The following is a 14,409-nucleotide window of genomic DNA, read 5'->3' on the forward strand; positions in this document are numbered from 1 at the left end:
GCGCGCAGACCCTAGAATCCATGCCGTGACGGTTGAGAGCCGCCACAGTGCAGAACGTTCACCAGCCAGTTCCGCGAAACAACTCGAACCATTCCGGATTGCTCTTCTCGATCAATTCCACCTTCCATCGGCGTGGCCAGCGCTTCAATGACGTCTCACGCTGGATCGCGTCGGCGATGTCGAAATACTCCTCGTACCAGACGAGACGCTGCACACCGTAGCGGCTGGTGAAGCTGGAGCCTTGGCCGATCTTGTGCTCGGGTATTCGACGGCCGAGATCATTGGTGACGCCGATGTAGATCGTGCCGCCTTTCTGGCTTGCGGTCATGTAAACATAGCCTGTCATGCCGCGATCTTAGTTGGCGCAGTCATCGGCGGCTATTCTCGACCGTTGCGTTTCTTGGCTGAGGTAATGGAATGGATTCTAGGGTCTGCGCGCGTCGCTTCGCTCCTTGCTTCGCCCTAGAATGACGAAGGATACGTTGCAGCCTTCACGCGCAAGGATCCTCTCCGTCGCTTCTGGCGACATCTCCGCCGGGGCACCCGAGAGGGGGAGATTCCTGCTTCCCGACTTTCGCCGATGTCAAGCCCAATAAGGAAAAGCCCGGCGCATGGCCGGGCTTTCTGCTTAACAGGGATTTCTGATCAATCGGCGTCGATCGCCTCGGCGATGCGGGCGATGGCCTGCTGGTAGACGCTGGCCGAATTCCAGCCGGCGATCGCGCCCATATTCGCCTCATAGCTCGCGCCGGCCCGCCAGCCATGGCCTTTGAGGAAGTTGGCGGTCGATGCCAGCGCGGTGTTCCGGTCGCGCAGGTTTCCGCTGCCCACCCCATACTTCAAGACATTTCCGGGCAGGAACTGCGTATGGCCGATCTCGCCATGCATGGCGCCCACCGACGAGGCGCTCAGCGCGCCGCGATCGACCAGCTTCAGCGCCGCGATGGCATGCGGGGTGAAATACTCCGGGCGGCGGCAATCATAGGCCAGCGTCAGAATGGCCGAGACCGTGTTCTGGTTGCCCATCGAGGCGCCGAAGCCGGTTTCCATGCCCCAGATGGCGAGCAGCACGCCGGGCGGCACGCCGTAGGTCTGTTCGATCCTGTCGAACATCGCCGCGTTCTGCTTCTTCAGCGCACGGCCCCTGGAAATGATAGCAGCCCCGCCCCGGCGCTTCATGAACTCTTCCACCGAGCCGCTGAAAGCCTTGTGGATGGCGCGGTCGGCAGCGATCGTCCTTGTCGCGTAAGTGGCGCCGGCCAGCGCGGACAGGCCCCTCTGCCCCACGCCCTCGGCCTGTGCTTCCGCCGCAAACTGCTGCTTCCAGGCATCGAAGCCAGCGCCGTTCTTGCCGCAGCTGGCCGCCGCCTGCGCGCCCGTCGCCAGCCCAAGTGCCGCCACAACAGCGGCCATGAAAATCCTTCCCTTGGCAAAAAATGCCATGTCGTTCTCCTGGTTGCCTGAATCACGTCCCGGTTGCAAATCTGCCAGCGAAACGCCCGATTGTCACCGCCCACGCGGGGCTGCGCGGCGCTCGACGCTGGCGAATGCCGGGGAATTTGCCCACGATCAAGCATTTATTATGGCGAGATTGGCTCATCCGCGCCCAAGATGCCGCAGGACATGGAACAATTCGTGAGCGGGCGACAAGCGCTTTAGCCGGAACGCATAAGGCCTGGTTTCGTTTTCGAGCCCGAGGGAGCGTTGAAAACGGAGAAAAAGCCATGAAAAGCGTATTGTTTCCGGCGCTTGCCGGTGCGCTGCTCGCCATGTCGGGTGCGGCCCTTGCCGACACGCCGGTCTCGGCGTTGACGGATCTGAACGTCCGCGCCGGGCCGGGCCCGCAATATCCTGTGATCGGCGTGCTGGCGGCCGGCCAGTCGGCTACCCTCAGGGGCTGCATCGCAAACAGCAAATGGTGCACCATTGCCGAGGCCGGCGGCAACGGCTGGGTCTACTCCGACTATGTGACGGGCGACTTCGGCGGCAGCCGCGTGGTGCTCACGCGCCGGCCGGCCGATGCCGACATCGCCGTCGTGTCGCCGCCGGCTGACGATGTCTATTCGCAGGACGACTATACCGGCGCCATCGTTGCGAGCGATCCGGTTGATCCGATCGCCAGGCCGCCGGCCGAAGTGGGCACCTACGTCACCACGCATCGGGTCGACCCGGTCTATCTCGAGGGCGAAGTGGTGACCGGCGCGGTCCTGCCCGACACGGTCGAATTGCGCGAGATCCCGGACTACAATTATCGTTATGTCTATGTGAACAACCAGCCGGCGCTGGTGGATCCCGGCACGCGGCGCATCGTCTATGTGATGCGCTGACCAAGAACGGGCGGTCGCCGGCGATCGGCGGCCGCCCGATTCGGCGAACCATCATGAACGTTCGCAATCGGCCGAAGCTTTCCCCAACGTCCAAGGGGGCGATCCGCCAATATAAGCGCTATCTGATAGAATCCCTTGCCTACCCTGACGAGGATGATTGCGCCAAAACCGCCGATCTCCTAGATCATGCGACCCGAAAGCGTCCGGCAGGGGGACCCGCGTGATCATCGACAGTGCCGCCTTCGAGCGCTACCGGCGCTCGCCCAACCGGAAAACCACCTTGCTCCGGCTCCTCATGGGAACGGGGATCGTCGTTGTCCTCTGGCTCGCCGTGACACTTGTCGTGCTCGTCGCCGGCACCTACGCCTTCATCGTCTTGCGTCTTCCCGGCCCGGCGACCGGACAGCCGATCCAGGATTTCCTGGCCTCGCCCGTCGGCATCCTCACCGCGCTGGCGTCGTTTGCCGGCATCTGGATCGGTCTTTGGGCGGCGATGCGCTTCGTCCATGGCGAGCCGCTCGCGGCGCTGATCGGCGCCGATCGCCGCATCTCGCGCGGCGGTTTTCTCAAGGGCCTGATCGCGGTTCTGGTCACATCGTTGTTCTCGGAGGTCCTGCTCTATTTACTGCAGCCGGAGATCGCCCGCGGATCGATCGCGTTCTCGTCCTGGCTGCTCTCCCTCGTGGCGATCGTGCCGCTCGCTTTTCTGCAGACCTCGTCGGAAGAGGCTCTGTTCCGCGGCTACCTGCTGCGCGGCCTCGCCAGCCGGTTTGGCAGCCCGCTGATCTGGGCCGTGCTGCCGGGGCTTCTATTCACCGCGCTGCATTGGAGCCCGGCTTCATCGCTTGCCATCAATGCCTGCGTGCTGGTCTCGATCGCCGCCTTCGCGCTGCTGCTGACGCTGCTGGTCTATGCGACCGGCAATCTGGGCGCCGCGTTCGGCGCCCATCTCGGCAACAACCTGACCGGCTTCCTGCTGATCTCGCACCAGCAGGGTTACAATTCCTTCGCTCTGTTCAACGCCAAGCCGCTCGAAGGCCCCGGCTGGACGAATTGGGACGCCGCTCTCATCGCCGCGATCGGCATCGCGAGCACGCTGCTGACGATGCTTCTGCTTTTGCATCGCCGCTCGCCCCTGAAGGTCGAGCCGGTCGATCCGCGATCCGGCGGGCTCTCCTGATGCGCATCACGCTGGTGGCGGAACGCGCCATTCCCTGCAAGGGCTACGGCGGCACCGAGCGGCAGGTCGATTGGCTGGCCAAGGAGTTTTCGCGCCTCGGCCACAAGATCGTCCTCATCGCCGGTCGCGGCTCGAGCCATCCGCTTTGCGAGGTGCGGCAGGCGTCTTCGGCAGCCGAATGCCGCGCCGCGATCCCGGCCGACGCCGACATCGTTCATTTCAATGGCTGGTACACGGAGACTTCGCGCCCAGCGCTCTACACGCTGCATGGCTTTGACCCGAAGTTCCCGCACAAGGAGCAGAACTGGAGCTTCGTCAGCGCCAGCCATGCGCGCAATCACGGACGGGAAACGTTCGTCTATAACGGGTTTCCGGTCGACGCCTATCGCTTGTCCGCTGCCAAGACGGACCGGCTGCTTTTCCTGGCCGGCATTGCCCGCGTCGGCAAGAATCTCAACCGGGCGGTCGATCTCGCTAAGACCTTCGATTTCCAGCTCGACATTGCCGGCGGATCGCGCTGGCAGCTTTTGCAGCGTTCCAGGGTCCGGCGCCAAGGCGTCTTCTTCAAGAGCCTGGGGCCTCGCTTTCGCTACCACGGTACCGTCGACGGCGACGAAAAGCTGCGCCTGCTGGGAGAGGCCAAGGCCTTCCTCAACCCGATCGCCTGGGAAGAGCCATTCGGCATGGCGCCGGTCGAGGCGATGCTGTGCGGCACGCCGGTGCTGACGACGCCGCGCGGCGCGCTGCCGGAAATCGTCGACGATGCGACCGGACGCCTGTTCGATACCGATGCCGAGTTCGCGCAGGCCTTCGCCGACATCGCCGCGCTTTCGCCAGAGCGGTGCCGGGAATCCGCGGCCGACCGGTTTCCCATCGCGAGGACGGCAAAGGGCTATCTCGATCTCTATGCGCGTATCCTCGACGGCGAAAAGCTGCCCTGAACCTTTCCCTTCTCCCCTTGTGGGAGAAGGTGGATCGGCGCGCAGCGCCGAGACGGATGAGGGGTGCTGGAAGAAACGCGACACCAAAAGATGCAATGATTTTAATCGCTTACATCTTTTGGGCAGAGATCCGTCCAACGCCCGTCATCCGACCGAGCTTCGCTCGGCCACCTTCTCCGCAAGGGGAGAAGGAGGAGCGCCCCGGCCCTCAGCCTTGACTCTGCCGCCGATTTCCTGTCTAGACGCGCAGGAATTTCCGCGACGAGACCCTCTCCGCGAAAGCCGACCAGGACGCCGAAGCCTCTTCGAGGCAAGAGCTGTAAACCGATCCTGGAGGCCAACACCCGGCAGCGCGATGCGCCCCCGGGTGTTTTTTGGCTTTGCGCTTTTGCTTGGCGACCCGGCGCGAACGCACTACCTCTCGGGTCGAATGAACCGAGATCGAAGGAAGCAAGATGTTTGAATCCCTTCAGGAGCGCCTTGGCTCCATCCTGAACGGCCTGACCGGCCGCGGCGCGCTGTCCGAGGCGGATGTCTCGGCGGCGCTGCGCGAGGTGCGCCGGGCGTTGCTCGAGGCCGACGTCGCGCTGGAGGTGGTGCGTTCCTTCACCGACAAGGTGCGCGAGAAGGCGGTCGGCGCCGCGGTGCTGAAGTCGATCAAGCCCGGACAGATGGTCGTCAAGATCGTCCATGACGAGCTGGTCGACATGCTCGGCGCCGAGGGCGTCGCCATCGACCTCAACGCGCCGGCTCCGGTCGTCGTGATGATGGTCGGCCTGCAGGGCTCCGGCAAGACGACCACGTCGGCCAAGATCGCCAAGCGCCTGACCGAGCGCCAGAACAAGAAGGTCCTGATGGCCTCGCTCGACACGCGGCGCCCCGCCGCGCAGGAGCAGTTGCGCCAGCTCGGCGAGCAGACCAAGGTCGCGACCTTGCCGATCATCGCCGGCCAGAGCCCGGTCGACATCGCCAAGCGCGCCGTTCAGGCGGCGAAGCTCGGCGGCCATGACGTCGTCATCCTCGACACCGCCGGTCGCACCCATATCGACGAGCCGCTGATGGTCGAGATGGCCGACATCAAGAAGGTGTCGTCGCCGCACGAGATCCTGCTGGTCGCCGACTCGCTGACCGGCCAGGACGCCGTGAACCTGGCGAAAAGCTTCGACGAGCGCGTCGGCATCACCGGCCTGGTGCTCACCCGCATGGACGGCGACGGCCGCGGCGGCGCCGCCCTTTCGATGCGCGCCGTCACCGGCAAGCCGATCAAGCTGATCGGCACCGGCGAAAAGATGGACGGGCTGGAGGAATTCCATCCCAAGCGCATCGCCGACCGTATCCTCGGCATGGGCGACATCGTCTCGCTCGTCGAGAAAGCCGCCGAGACCATCGACGCCGAGCAGGCGGCGGCGATGGCCAGGAAGATGCAGTCGGGCAAGTTCGACCTGAACGACCTCGCCCAGCAGCTTCAGCAGATGTCGAAGATGGGCGGCATGGGCGGCATCATGGGCATGATGCCCGGCATGGGCAAGATGAAGGACCAGCTCGCCGCGGCCGGCTTCGACGACAGGATGTTCCGCCGCCAGCTCGCCATCATCTCCTCGATGACCAAGGCCGAGCGCGCGAACCCCGACATCCTGAAGCACTCGCGCAAGAAGCGCATCGCCGCCGGCTCGGGCACCGACGCGGCCGAGATCAACAAGTTGCTCAAGATGCACCGCGGCATGGCCGACATGATGAAGGCGATGGGCGGCAAGGGCAAAGGCGGCGGCATGATGCGCGGCATGATGGGCGGCCTCGCCTCGAAGATGGGCCTCGGCGGCATGATGCCCGGCGGCGGCATGCCGGATCTTTCCAAGATGGATCCGAAGCAGCTCGAGGCTCTGCAGAAACAGGCCCAGGCAGCCGGCCTCGGCAAGGGCCTGCCTGGCGGGCTGCCCGGCGGACTTGGTGGCAGTGGCCTGCCGGGCCTGCCCGGCGGCATGAAGCTGCCGGGTCTTCCCGGCCTCGGCGGTGGGCTGCCTGGCCTTGGGAAAAAGAAATGATGGGCAAGAAGAAGTGAGGGGGCGATGAACGAGGAGAAGGACATGGCCGACGCACGCGCCGTTCTGGCGGGCTACCGCGCTTCGATCGACAACATCGACGCCGCCCTCATCCATATGCTGGCCGAGCGCTTCCGCTGCACCAAGGCGGTCGGCGTGCTCAAGGCCGAGCATGGCTTGCCGCCTGCCGATCCGGCGCGCGAGCAGCAGCAGATCGCCCGCCTCCGCCAACTGGCGAAGGATGCGCATCTCGACCCGGATTTCGCGGAGAAGTTCTTGAACTTCGTCATCCGCGAAGTGATCCGCCACCACGAACAGATCGCCGCTAACAACGGCGTGACGAAAGCCGGCTAATCAAATGTACGTCGCCCGAAACTGCGCAGCGGTTTTGGGACAGCGACTTGCACAGGACAAGCCAAACCCGATCAATGAAATCAGAGAAATCAGAGCTTTAGGAGATAAAGAATGGCACTGAAGATCAGACTGGCCCGCGCGGGCTCGAAGAAGCGTCCTTACTACCACGTCGTCGTCGCCGACGCCCGTTCGCCGCGCGACGGCCGATTCATCGAGGCACTCGGCTCGTGGAACCCGCTGCTGCCGAAGGACGGCGAACGCGTCAAGGTCGACGCCGACCGCGTCAGGCACTGGCTCTCGCACGGCGCCCAGCCGACCGACCGCGTGCTGCGCTTCCTCGACGAAGCCGGCATCGCCAAGCGTCCGGCCCGCTCGAACCCGACCAAGGCCCTGCCCGGCAAGAAGGCGCAGGAACGCGCCGCCCTGCTGAAGAAGGCTCAGGAAGACGCCGCCGCCGCCGTTGCCGCAGCGTCCGCGGCACCCGCCGAGGCGGAAGCCACCGCCGAGTAATACTGCTTCATCGCATCGACGAAACGGCGGGCCAGTGTCCGCCGTTTTGCTATTGTTCGTGGCAGTGTTCGAGCGGATGACGAATGGGCAAACCGGCAATCACCGAAGAAACCCTAACTGGTAGCGTTGCCGGAACGCTGTTGCGGCGCCTTGGCGCCACGACGGGCATCGTCGTGTTGAGCGGATCGAGCGGCCGTGTCGACGTCGCTCGCGCCCGGCTGTTCGCCGATGCAGGCGCGTCGGCCATCGCTCTCCGATGGTTCGGCGGCGACGGCCAGACCCCCGGAATTTGCGAAATCCCGATCGAAACATTTTTCGCCGCGACGGACCGTCTCGTCGGATTGGGATGCCGGCGCATAGTCTATGTCGGGACGTCCAAAGGCGCCGAGCCTCGCTGCTGGCATCGGTTCATGACCCGCGTATCGGCCGTGGTCGCAATCAGCCCGACATCGGTCGCCTGGGGCAATATCGGGCCGGGCCGCGACGGCGTCAGCTGGCCTGAGCGGTCGTCATGGACGATTGCCGGGCGTCCTTGTCCGTTCGTTCCGACCGATCCGGATTGGAAAGCGGGCCACGTCGATGGCCTCGTGTCCTATCGAGGGCTTTTCGAGCATTGCCTGAACATCTTCCCGGATAAGGCGCGCGAGGCCGTCATTCCTGTTGAGGCAACGGCGGCGGAGATCGTCCTGATTGCGGGCGGCGACGATGCGCTATGGCCGTCGCTCGACTTTGCCGAAGCAATCGCGCGGCGCCGAAAGGATGCTGGAAAGAGCGCGAGCCTGGTGGCGGCGCCCGACGCGGGTCATCGGATTCTGTTGCCGGGCGAGAGTACCCCTCGGTCGACATTGCACGCGCATGGCGGCAACGACGCGGCCGATGCTAGCCTGGGCCGCGAAGCCTGGGAACATATCCGGGATTTGCTGTAACGCTGCCAAAAAACCGGAACGGCGGATCCTCGCCCGCCGTTCCTACCTGCTTGAACGGTAAATCAGCTCAATAGCCTGACGGGCAACGCGCGATATAGACGCGTCCGTACCGGTCGCGGTAGCGGCACTGGCCGCTTTCGCTGGCATGGCCGATCAGCGCGCCGGCGACCGCGCCGACGGCACCTCCGACAATGGCCCCTTGGGTCGGGTTGTTGGCCACAGCAGCGCCTACAGCCGCACCGCCCAACCCGCCGATCGCAGCACCCTTTTCCGTTTGCGAGCAAGCGCCCAGCGCCGTCGCCAACACCAGAATGACCATCGCTTTCTTCATTGCGGTTCCTCTCTCACGCGGATCGCCGTCCTCGCCGCCATGTCTTAAACTCGCAGACGGCTAATTTGATCCCGAGGCAATGAAGATTGCCGGCGAAACTAGCGTCGGCTGCCAGCTATATTATTGAAGCTGCTAACCTTTTACCGTTCGGTGGCGCGCTTCAGATTGTCGAGTCCGGCCTCGAAGTCCTTGCCGATCAGCGCGTCGAAATTCATGAACAGGCCCATCAGCTTGGCGATGAACGGCCGGGAGCCGCGCATCGACCAGGTGACGCTGGTGCCGTCGCCCGACGGTGACAAAGTGAAATCGACCGTGTTGTTGGCCCGGAACGGCTTTTCGAAGTCGAGCTTGAGCGAGACCAGCGACGCCGGCACCGAGTTGGTGATCTCCATGCGCCCCTTGCCGGCCTTGCTGTTGCCTTCCCAGGCATACACCGCGCCGTTGCCGCTGTCGGCGCCGGAAAGCGTGCGTTGCATGTTCGGGTCGAGCTTTTCGAAGGGCGACCAGCTTGGCCATTGCTTGAAATCGTTGATCAGCGGGAAGATCGCCTCGGCCGGCGCCTTGATGCCCGCGGAGCGGCTGACGACGAAATCGTTCGGGCGCGTCGCGGCAAGGACGAGGACGGCGGCGATAATGACGACGACGATGATGAGGATGGTGGCAAGCATCTTTATCTCCTCTTAGCGGCTGAACGGGATCAGCGCGCGCACCCTGGCATCGCGCAGATAGAGCCCGCCCCACAGGACAATACCGAGATAGACGCCGAACAGCGTATGCGAGAACAGCGGGTTGCCGATGCGCACATGCGTGGAAATGGCTCCGCCCATATAGGCGGTGAGCAGGATGGCGCCGAGCACGGACGTGCGCGGAAAGGCATAGAGCGCGGTCGAGATCAACCCGACGATGCCGAGCAGCCGCGCGGTGTTTGGATCGGCCGGCCAGCCGAGTTGCCCCATCGTCTCGGTGACGACTGAGAGCGGCGGCAGCTTGATGACGCCGTCGAAGATCATGAACAGGACCACGATGGCGCTGAGCACGCGCCCGGTCCACAAGGCGCCGTTCGAGACGGGCGCGGCTTGCGAAATGCTCATTGGCGTTCCCTCCGGTTGATTCGAGCCCCTGGCTGTTTGCCAGCTTCGAGCCAAGGACGAGGGAGAGCGGGGCTATCCTACAAGGGTCGATGCACTTTTCCCAAACGCGTGGTTCAATGGGCGCATGGACAGGAAGGAGACACCATGACCGGCGAGACCGACCTGCAAAGACTGTTGGCGTCGATGACGCCGCAACTGCTGCCCGACGTTCATGTCTTTGTGACACTGCCGCCGGGGGTAGCCATGCCGGACGGACTCGATCCGGTGATGAGCTTTCGCGAGCGGGAAGGCCTGACCTTGATCGTGACGGAGGACAAGGCGAAATCAGCCGGCCCCGCCGGCACGTTCCGCTGCCGGATGATCACGCTGAATATCCATTCCTCGCTGGAGGCTGTCGGCTTCCTGGCAGCCATCACGACCCGCCTTGCCGCGGCCGGCATGGGCGTCAATCCGGTCTCGGCTTTCTATCATGACCATCTGTTCGTCCCGGCGGAGCGGGCGGAGGAGGCGCTCGCCATCCTGCGGCAGCTGGCGGCGGAGAGCGGCGGCTAAGCATGTGTCCCGAAAGCGGACCGGTTTCGGGACAAGACATTCTTGAAATCAAAGGCTTAACCTTCCCTTCTCCCCTTGTGGGAGAAGGTGTCGCCGAAGGCGACGGATGAGGGGTGTTCCAGCTTGGCGATATCGTTCGTCCAGCGATTAGGTCGCCAGCGTCTCACTCCGCTGAAACACCCCTCAACCGTCTCGGCGCTACGCGCCGATCCACCTTCTCCCACAAGGGGAGAAGGAGGAGGTACTACAAGCCCGCGACTGCGGGCCGCCGGTCGTCCGGCGCCCCCGCGGAGGGCCAGCCGCGGCAGCGGCGGTACGGCCCGTGAGCGAGAACAAAACTGCCGTCAGGCCGCCTTCTTCTTCGGCTGGATCAGGCCGCGCTCCACCAGGAGCTCGGCGATCTGCACGGCGTTGAGGGCCGCGCCCTTGCGCAGATTGTCGGAGACCACCCACATCGACAGGCCGTTGTCGACGGTCGAATCCTCGCGGATGCGCGAGATGAAGGTGGCGTCCTCGCCGGCCGATTCGAGCGGCGTGATATAGCCGCCGTTCTCGCGCTTGTCCAAGACTTGGCAGCCCGGCGCCTCGCGCAGGATCTCGCGCGCTTCGTCGGCGGTGATCGGCTTCTCGAACTCGATGTTGACCGCCTCCGAGTGGCCGATGAACACCGGCACGCGCACGCAGGTCGCCGTCAGCTTGATCTTGGGGTCGAGCATCTTCTTGGTCTCGGCCACCATCTTCCACTCTTCCTTGGTGAAGCCGTCGTCGAGGAAGACGTCGATATGCGGGATGACGTTGAAGGCAATGCGCTTGGTGAACTTCTTGACGTCGACCTGGTCGGCGACGAAGACCGCGCGCGTCTGCGTGAACAGCTCGTCCATGCCTTCCTTGCCGGCGCCGGAGACCGACTGGTAAGTGGCGACGACGACGCGCTTGATGGTGGCGACGTCATGCAGCGGCTTCAGCGCGACGACCAGCTGCGCCGTCGAGCAGTTCGGGTTGGCGATGATGTTCTTGCGCGAGAACAGCTCGACCGCGTCCGGGTTCACTTCCGGCACGATCAGCGGCACGTCCGGGTCGTAGCGGAAGGCCGAGGAATTGTCGATGACGACGCAGCCCTGCTTGCCGATCTTGGGCGACCATTCCTTGGAGACATTGCCGCCGGCCGACATGACGCAGATGTCGGTGTCGGAAAAGTCATAAGTGTCGAGCGCCTTGACCTTCAGCGTGCGGTCGCCGAAGGACACTTCCGTGCCCTGGCTGCGCCGCGAGGCCAGCGCCACCACTTCGCTCGCCGGAAAGCCGCGCTCGTCCAGAATGTTGAGCATTTCGCGGCCCACATTGCCCGTGGCGCCGACTACCGCAACCTTGAAACTCATCGAAATCTCCTGTCCCTCTCCGCTTGGTTGTTGGAGAAAACCCGCCGGCCTCATGCGGGTTCCGTCCCCCGGGCCGAACCCGGGAGAGGGTGGTTTGGCCAAGGGAATCACACCGTTTTAGTGGTGGTTTTGGCCGTGGTTTTGCTGGAACCCGGAATCTTGCTGGAACGAGGGGATGCGTCGAAACGCCCGGCCCGATGCTGCGCATCGTGGCTGGGGGCATCGAATGCAAGAAGAGCCATCAAAGGGCCGCGCATCGAAAAACGATCCCGTTCGGTGCCGGCTTTTACGCGCTTTGGTAAAAGAGTCAATCAGCGTCAAGCGCCGCCTTCCCTTCCCCCCTTGTGGGGGAAGGTGGCCGAGCGAAGCTCGGTCGGATGAGGGGTGCTCCAGCGGAGTGAGACGCTGGCGTTCCCTGGAACACCCCTCATCCGGCCGCTTCGCGGCCACCTTCTCCCACAAGGGGAGAAGGGAGAAGCGGCGCCGCTTGCTCTGTACAATGGCGGCTGCAGGAAGTACGAACGCCCAAATTCGTTCGGCTGGCGCAGTGCCGGCCTTGTGCTCCACGACGAGCGCAGAACCCCGAATTCCGAAAGAACAAGATGTCCAGTTTCGAAACGATCGTGCCTGCGCTTGCAGAGGCGCTGCAAAATCGCGGCTATGTCGAGCTGACGGCGGTGCAAAAAGCGGTGCTGGCGCCAGGGCTGGGCGCGGCCGACGCGCTGGTTTCGGCCCAGACCGGCTCCGGCAAGACGGTTGCCTTCGGCCTTGCCCTGGCGCCGAGCCTGCTCGGCGGCGCGCAACGCTTCGCCGCCGCCGGCGCGCCGCTGGGGCTGGTCGTGGCGCCGACCCGGGAATTGGCGCTGCAGGTGCGGCGCGAGCTGGAATGGCTCTACGCGCTGACCGGCGCGACCGTAGCGTCGTGCGTCGGCGGCATGGACATGCGCGGCGAGCGGCGCGCGCTGGAGCGTGGCGCCCACATCGTCGTCGGCACGCCCGGCCGGCTGCGCGACCATATCAGTCGCGGCGCGCTCGACATGTCGGCGCTGAAGGCCGTGGTGCTGGACGAGGCCGACGAGATGCTCGACCTCGGCTTCCGCGAGGACCTCGAATTCATCCTCGACGCCGCGCCTGCCGAGCGGCGCACGCTGATGTTTTCCGCCACCGTGCCGCGCTCCATCGCCACGCTGGCGAAGAGCTACCAGCGCGACGCCGTGCGCATCTCCGCCGGTGGCGCGGAAAAGCAGCACCTCGACATCGAATACCGGGCGCTCTCCGTCGCGCCGGCCGATCGCGAGAACGCCATCATCAACGTGCTGCGCTACTACGAGGCCACCAACGCGATGGTGTTCTGCAACACCCGCGCCGCCGTCAACCATCTCACCGCGCGCTTCAACAACCGCAATTTCTCCGTCGTGGCGCTTTCCGGCGAGCTCAGCCAGAACGAGCGCAGCCACGCGCTGCAGGCGATGCGCGACGGCCGCGCCAGGGTCTGCATCGCCACCGACGTGGCGGCGCGCGGCATCGACCTGCCCAATCTCGACCTGGTCATCCACGCCGACCTGCCGACCAATCCGGAGACGCTGCTGCATCGCAGCGGCCGCACCGGGCGCGCCGGACGAAAAGGCGTCAGCGCGCTGATCGTGCCGGGCAACGCCCGCCGTCGCACCGAGCGGTTGCTTGCCAATGCCGGCCTGACCGCGACCTGGGCGAGCCCGCCCTCGGCCGACGATGTGCTGAGGCATGACGACGAACGCATCCTGACCGATCCGGCTCTCGGCGAGCCGGTGAAGGACGAGGAGCGTGACTTCGCCACGGCACTTCTCGAGCGGCATGGCGCCGAACTGGTGGCTGCCGCCTTCGTGCGGCTCTGCCGCGGCAGCCGCTCGGCGCCCGAGGAGCTGCTCGACGTCGCGCCGTTCGCTCCGTCGAAAGAAAAGTTCGCGCGCAGGGACGAAGCACCCAGCCGCCGCGATGATTTCGGCGACAGCGTCTGGTTCTCGCTGTCGGTGGGACGCCGGCAGAATGCCGAACCGCGCTGGCTGATCCCGATGCTGTGCCGCACCGGCAACATCTCCAAGCGCGAGATCGGCGCCATCAAGATGCAGCCGGAGGAAACCTTCGTCCAGGTCGCGGCCGACTGGGCCGACCGGTTCCTCGCGGCGATCGGCCCCGACCGCAAACTGCAGGGCAGCATTGCGGTGAAGCGGCTGGACGGCACGCCGGACCTTTCGAGAGCCGGCTACCAGCCGCCGAAACCGGAGAAGAAGCCGCATCGCGGCAAGCAGAATGCGCCCAAGTTCGAGAAACGCGCGCCGGGCGAGCATCGGCCCGCCGGCACGGCGGAGTCGAAGCCCTGGGCGAAGAAGCCCGGCAAGGCGAAGTTCGACAAGCCGGCAAAGCACAAGAAGGCGAAGCGGCCAGCGTAGGTTCGCGATCAAGTTGGTAGCTGACCCGCAGGGAACATCGGCACCTCCTTCAGCAGCAAATCGCAACCTTGGAAATTGGCCGAAGCGTCCGAACTTCGTCATCCACGGGCGGAGCGGAAGCGAAGCGGACGCGTAGACCCGAGGATCCATGCCGTGACCTCGCGCGAAGGGCAAGGCGGCGCAGAACGAAGCTTTTCTGCACCCGCGCAACGCCTGTAGGTAACGGCAGGATTCTATGGTCTGCGCTGCGTCGCTCCGCTCCTTGCTTCGCCATAGAATGATGGGTGGACGGCCCCTTGCGGCATCGAATGTGCCAAGCTGGGCTGTGATTAACTCCAGCGGAGGAGACC

General features: G+C 64.8%; 15 protein-coding genes. 9 read left to right on the forward strand and 6 right to left on the reverse strand.

Going from position 1 to position 14,409, the window contains the following annotated elements; all coding sequences use genetic code 11:
* Positions 1 to 58: 58 nt before the first annotated feature.
* The gene (locus tag P9236_RS27980; RefSeq protein ID WP_278077854.1) at positions 59 to 346 is read right to left on the reverse strand and encodes a GIY-YIG nuclease family protein; all 288 of its coding nucleotides are present in this window, start codon (positions 344 to 346) and stop codon (positions 59 to 61) included.
* A gap of 299 nt (positions 347 to 645) precedes the next feature.
* Positions 646 to 1,443, reverse strand: coding sequence for a lytic transglycosylase domain-containing protein (locus P9236_RS27985; RefSeq protein WP_278077855.1), 798 nt, complete (start codon positions 1,441 to 1,443; stop codon positions 646 to 648).
* A gap of 281 nt (positions 1,444 to 1,724) precedes the next feature.
* Between P9236_RS27985 and P9236_RS27990 the strand changes: the two genes are divergently transcribed.
* From P9236_RS27990 to P9236_RS28020, 7 genes are all read left to right on the forward strand, one after another.
* Positions 1,725 to 2,327 (forward strand): DUF1236 domain-containing protein, encoded by a 603-nt coding sequence (locus P9236_RS27990; RefSeq protein ID WP_278077856.1) that lies wholly within the window; start codon positions 1,725 to 1,727, stop codon positions 2,325 to 2,327.
* Between the two features lie 220 nt (positions 2,328 to 2,547).
* Complete coding sequence (locus P9236_RS27995) at positions 2,548 to 3,507, forward strand: CPBP family intramembrane glutamic endopeptidase (RefSeq protein ID WP_278077857.1); 960 nt, start codon at positions 2,548 to 2,550, stop codon at positions 3,505 to 3,507.
* Positions 3,507 to 4,448: a glycosyltransferase gene (locus tag P9236_RS28000; RefSeq protein WP_278077858.1), complete on the forward strand. Its 942-nt coding sequence runs from the start codon at positions 3,507 to 3,509 to the stop codon at positions 4,446 to 4,448. The genes P9236_RS27995 and P9236_RS28000 overlap by 1 nt, the downstream gene beginning before the upstream one ends.
* A gap of 455 nt (positions 4,449 to 4,903) precedes the next feature.
* Positions 4,904 to 6,490, forward strand: a complete 1,587-nt coding sequence (gene ffh / locus P9236_RS28005; RefSeq protein ID WP_278077859.1) for a signal recognition particle protein — start codon at positions 4,904 to 4,906, stop codon at positions 6,488 to 6,490.
* A gap of 24 nt (positions 6,491 to 6,514) precedes the next feature.
* The gene (locus tag P9236_RS28010; RefSeq protein WP_278077860.1) at positions 6,515 to 6,841 is read left to right on the forward strand and encodes a chorismate mutase; all 327 of its coding nucleotides are present in this window, start codon (positions 6,515 to 6,517) and stop codon (positions 6,839 to 6,841) included.
* A 111-nt stretch (positions 6,842 to 6,952) separates the two neighbouring features.
* Positions 6,953 to 7,351, forward strand: a complete 399-nt coding sequence (rpsP, locus tag P9236_RS28015) for a 30S ribosomal protein S16 (RefSeq protein ID WP_278077861.1) — start codon at positions 6,953 to 6,955, stop codon at positions 7,349 to 7,351.
* Between the two features lie 83 nt (positions 7,352 to 7,434).
* The gene (locus P9236_RS28020; RefSeq protein ID WP_278077862.1) at positions 7,435 to 8,277 is read left to right on the forward strand and encodes an acyl-CoA thioester hydrolase/BAAT C-terminal domain-containing protein; all 843 of its coding nucleotides are present in this window, start codon (positions 7,435 to 7,437) and stop codon (positions 8,275 to 8,277) included.
* 67 nt (positions 8,278 to 8,344) lie between these two features.
* On the opposite strand, the gene P9236_RS28025 is transcribed toward P9236_RS28020, so the two are convergent.
* From P9236_RS28025 to P9236_RS28035, 3 genes are all read right to left on the reverse strand, one after another.
* On the reverse strand, positions 8,345 to 8,608 hold the full coding sequence (locus P9236_RS28025) for a YMGG-like glycine zipper-containing protein (RefSeq protein ID WP_278077863.1): 264 nt from the start codon (positions 8,606 to 8,608) through the stop codon (positions 8,345 to 8,347).
* 140 nt (positions 8,609 to 8,748) lie between these two features.
* Positions 8,749 to 9,276 carry an SRPBCC family protein gene (locus P9236_RS28030; RefSeq protein WP_278077864.1) on the reverse strand — a complete coding sequence of 176 codons (528 nt, stop codon included), beginning with the start codon at positions 9,274 to 9,276 and terminating at the stop codon, positions 8,749 to 8,751.
* 12 nt (positions 9,277 to 9,288) lie between these two features.
* Positions 9,289 to 9,699 (reverse strand): DoxX family protein, encoded by a 411-nt coding sequence (locus P9236_RS28035; RefSeq protein WP_278077865.1) that lies wholly within the window; start codon positions 9,697 to 9,699, stop codon positions 9,289 to 9,291.
* A gap of 144 nt (positions 9,700 to 9,843) precedes the next feature.
* Between P9236_RS28035 and P9236_RS28040 the strand changes: the two genes are divergently transcribed.
* Positions 9,844 to 10,251 carry an ACT domain-containing protein gene (locus tag P9236_RS28040; protein WP_278077866.1) on the forward strand — a complete coding sequence of 136 codons (408 nt, stop codon included), beginning with the start codon at positions 9,844 to 9,846 and terminating at the stop codon, positions 10,249 to 10,251.
* A 344-nt stretch (positions 10,252 to 10,595) separates the two neighbouring features.
* Here P9236_RS28040 and P9236_RS28045 read toward each other — a convergent pair whose 3' ends face one another.
* On the reverse strand, positions 10,596 to 11,630 hold the full coding sequence (locus P9236_RS28045; protein WP_067323616.1) for an aspartate-semialdehyde dehydrogenase: 1,035 nt from the start codon (positions 11,628 to 11,630) through the stop codon (positions 10,596 to 10,598).
* A 602-nt stretch (positions 11,631 to 12,232) separates the two neighbouring features.
* Here P9236_RS28045 and P9236_RS28050 point away from each other — a divergent pair.
* Positions 12,233 to 14,059, forward strand: coding sequence for a DEAD/DEAH box helicase (locus P9236_RS28050; RefSeq protein ID WP_278077868.1), 1,827 nt, complete (start codon positions 12,233 to 12,235; stop codon positions 14,057 to 14,059).
* Positions 14,060 to 14,409 lie beyond the last annotated feature (350 nt).

The sequence above is a fragment of the Mesorhizobium sp. WSM4884 genome (assembly GCF_029625675.1).
Classification (GTDB): domain Bacteria; phylum Pseudomonadota; class Alphaproteobacteria; order Rhizobiales; family Rhizobiaceae; genus Mesorhizobium.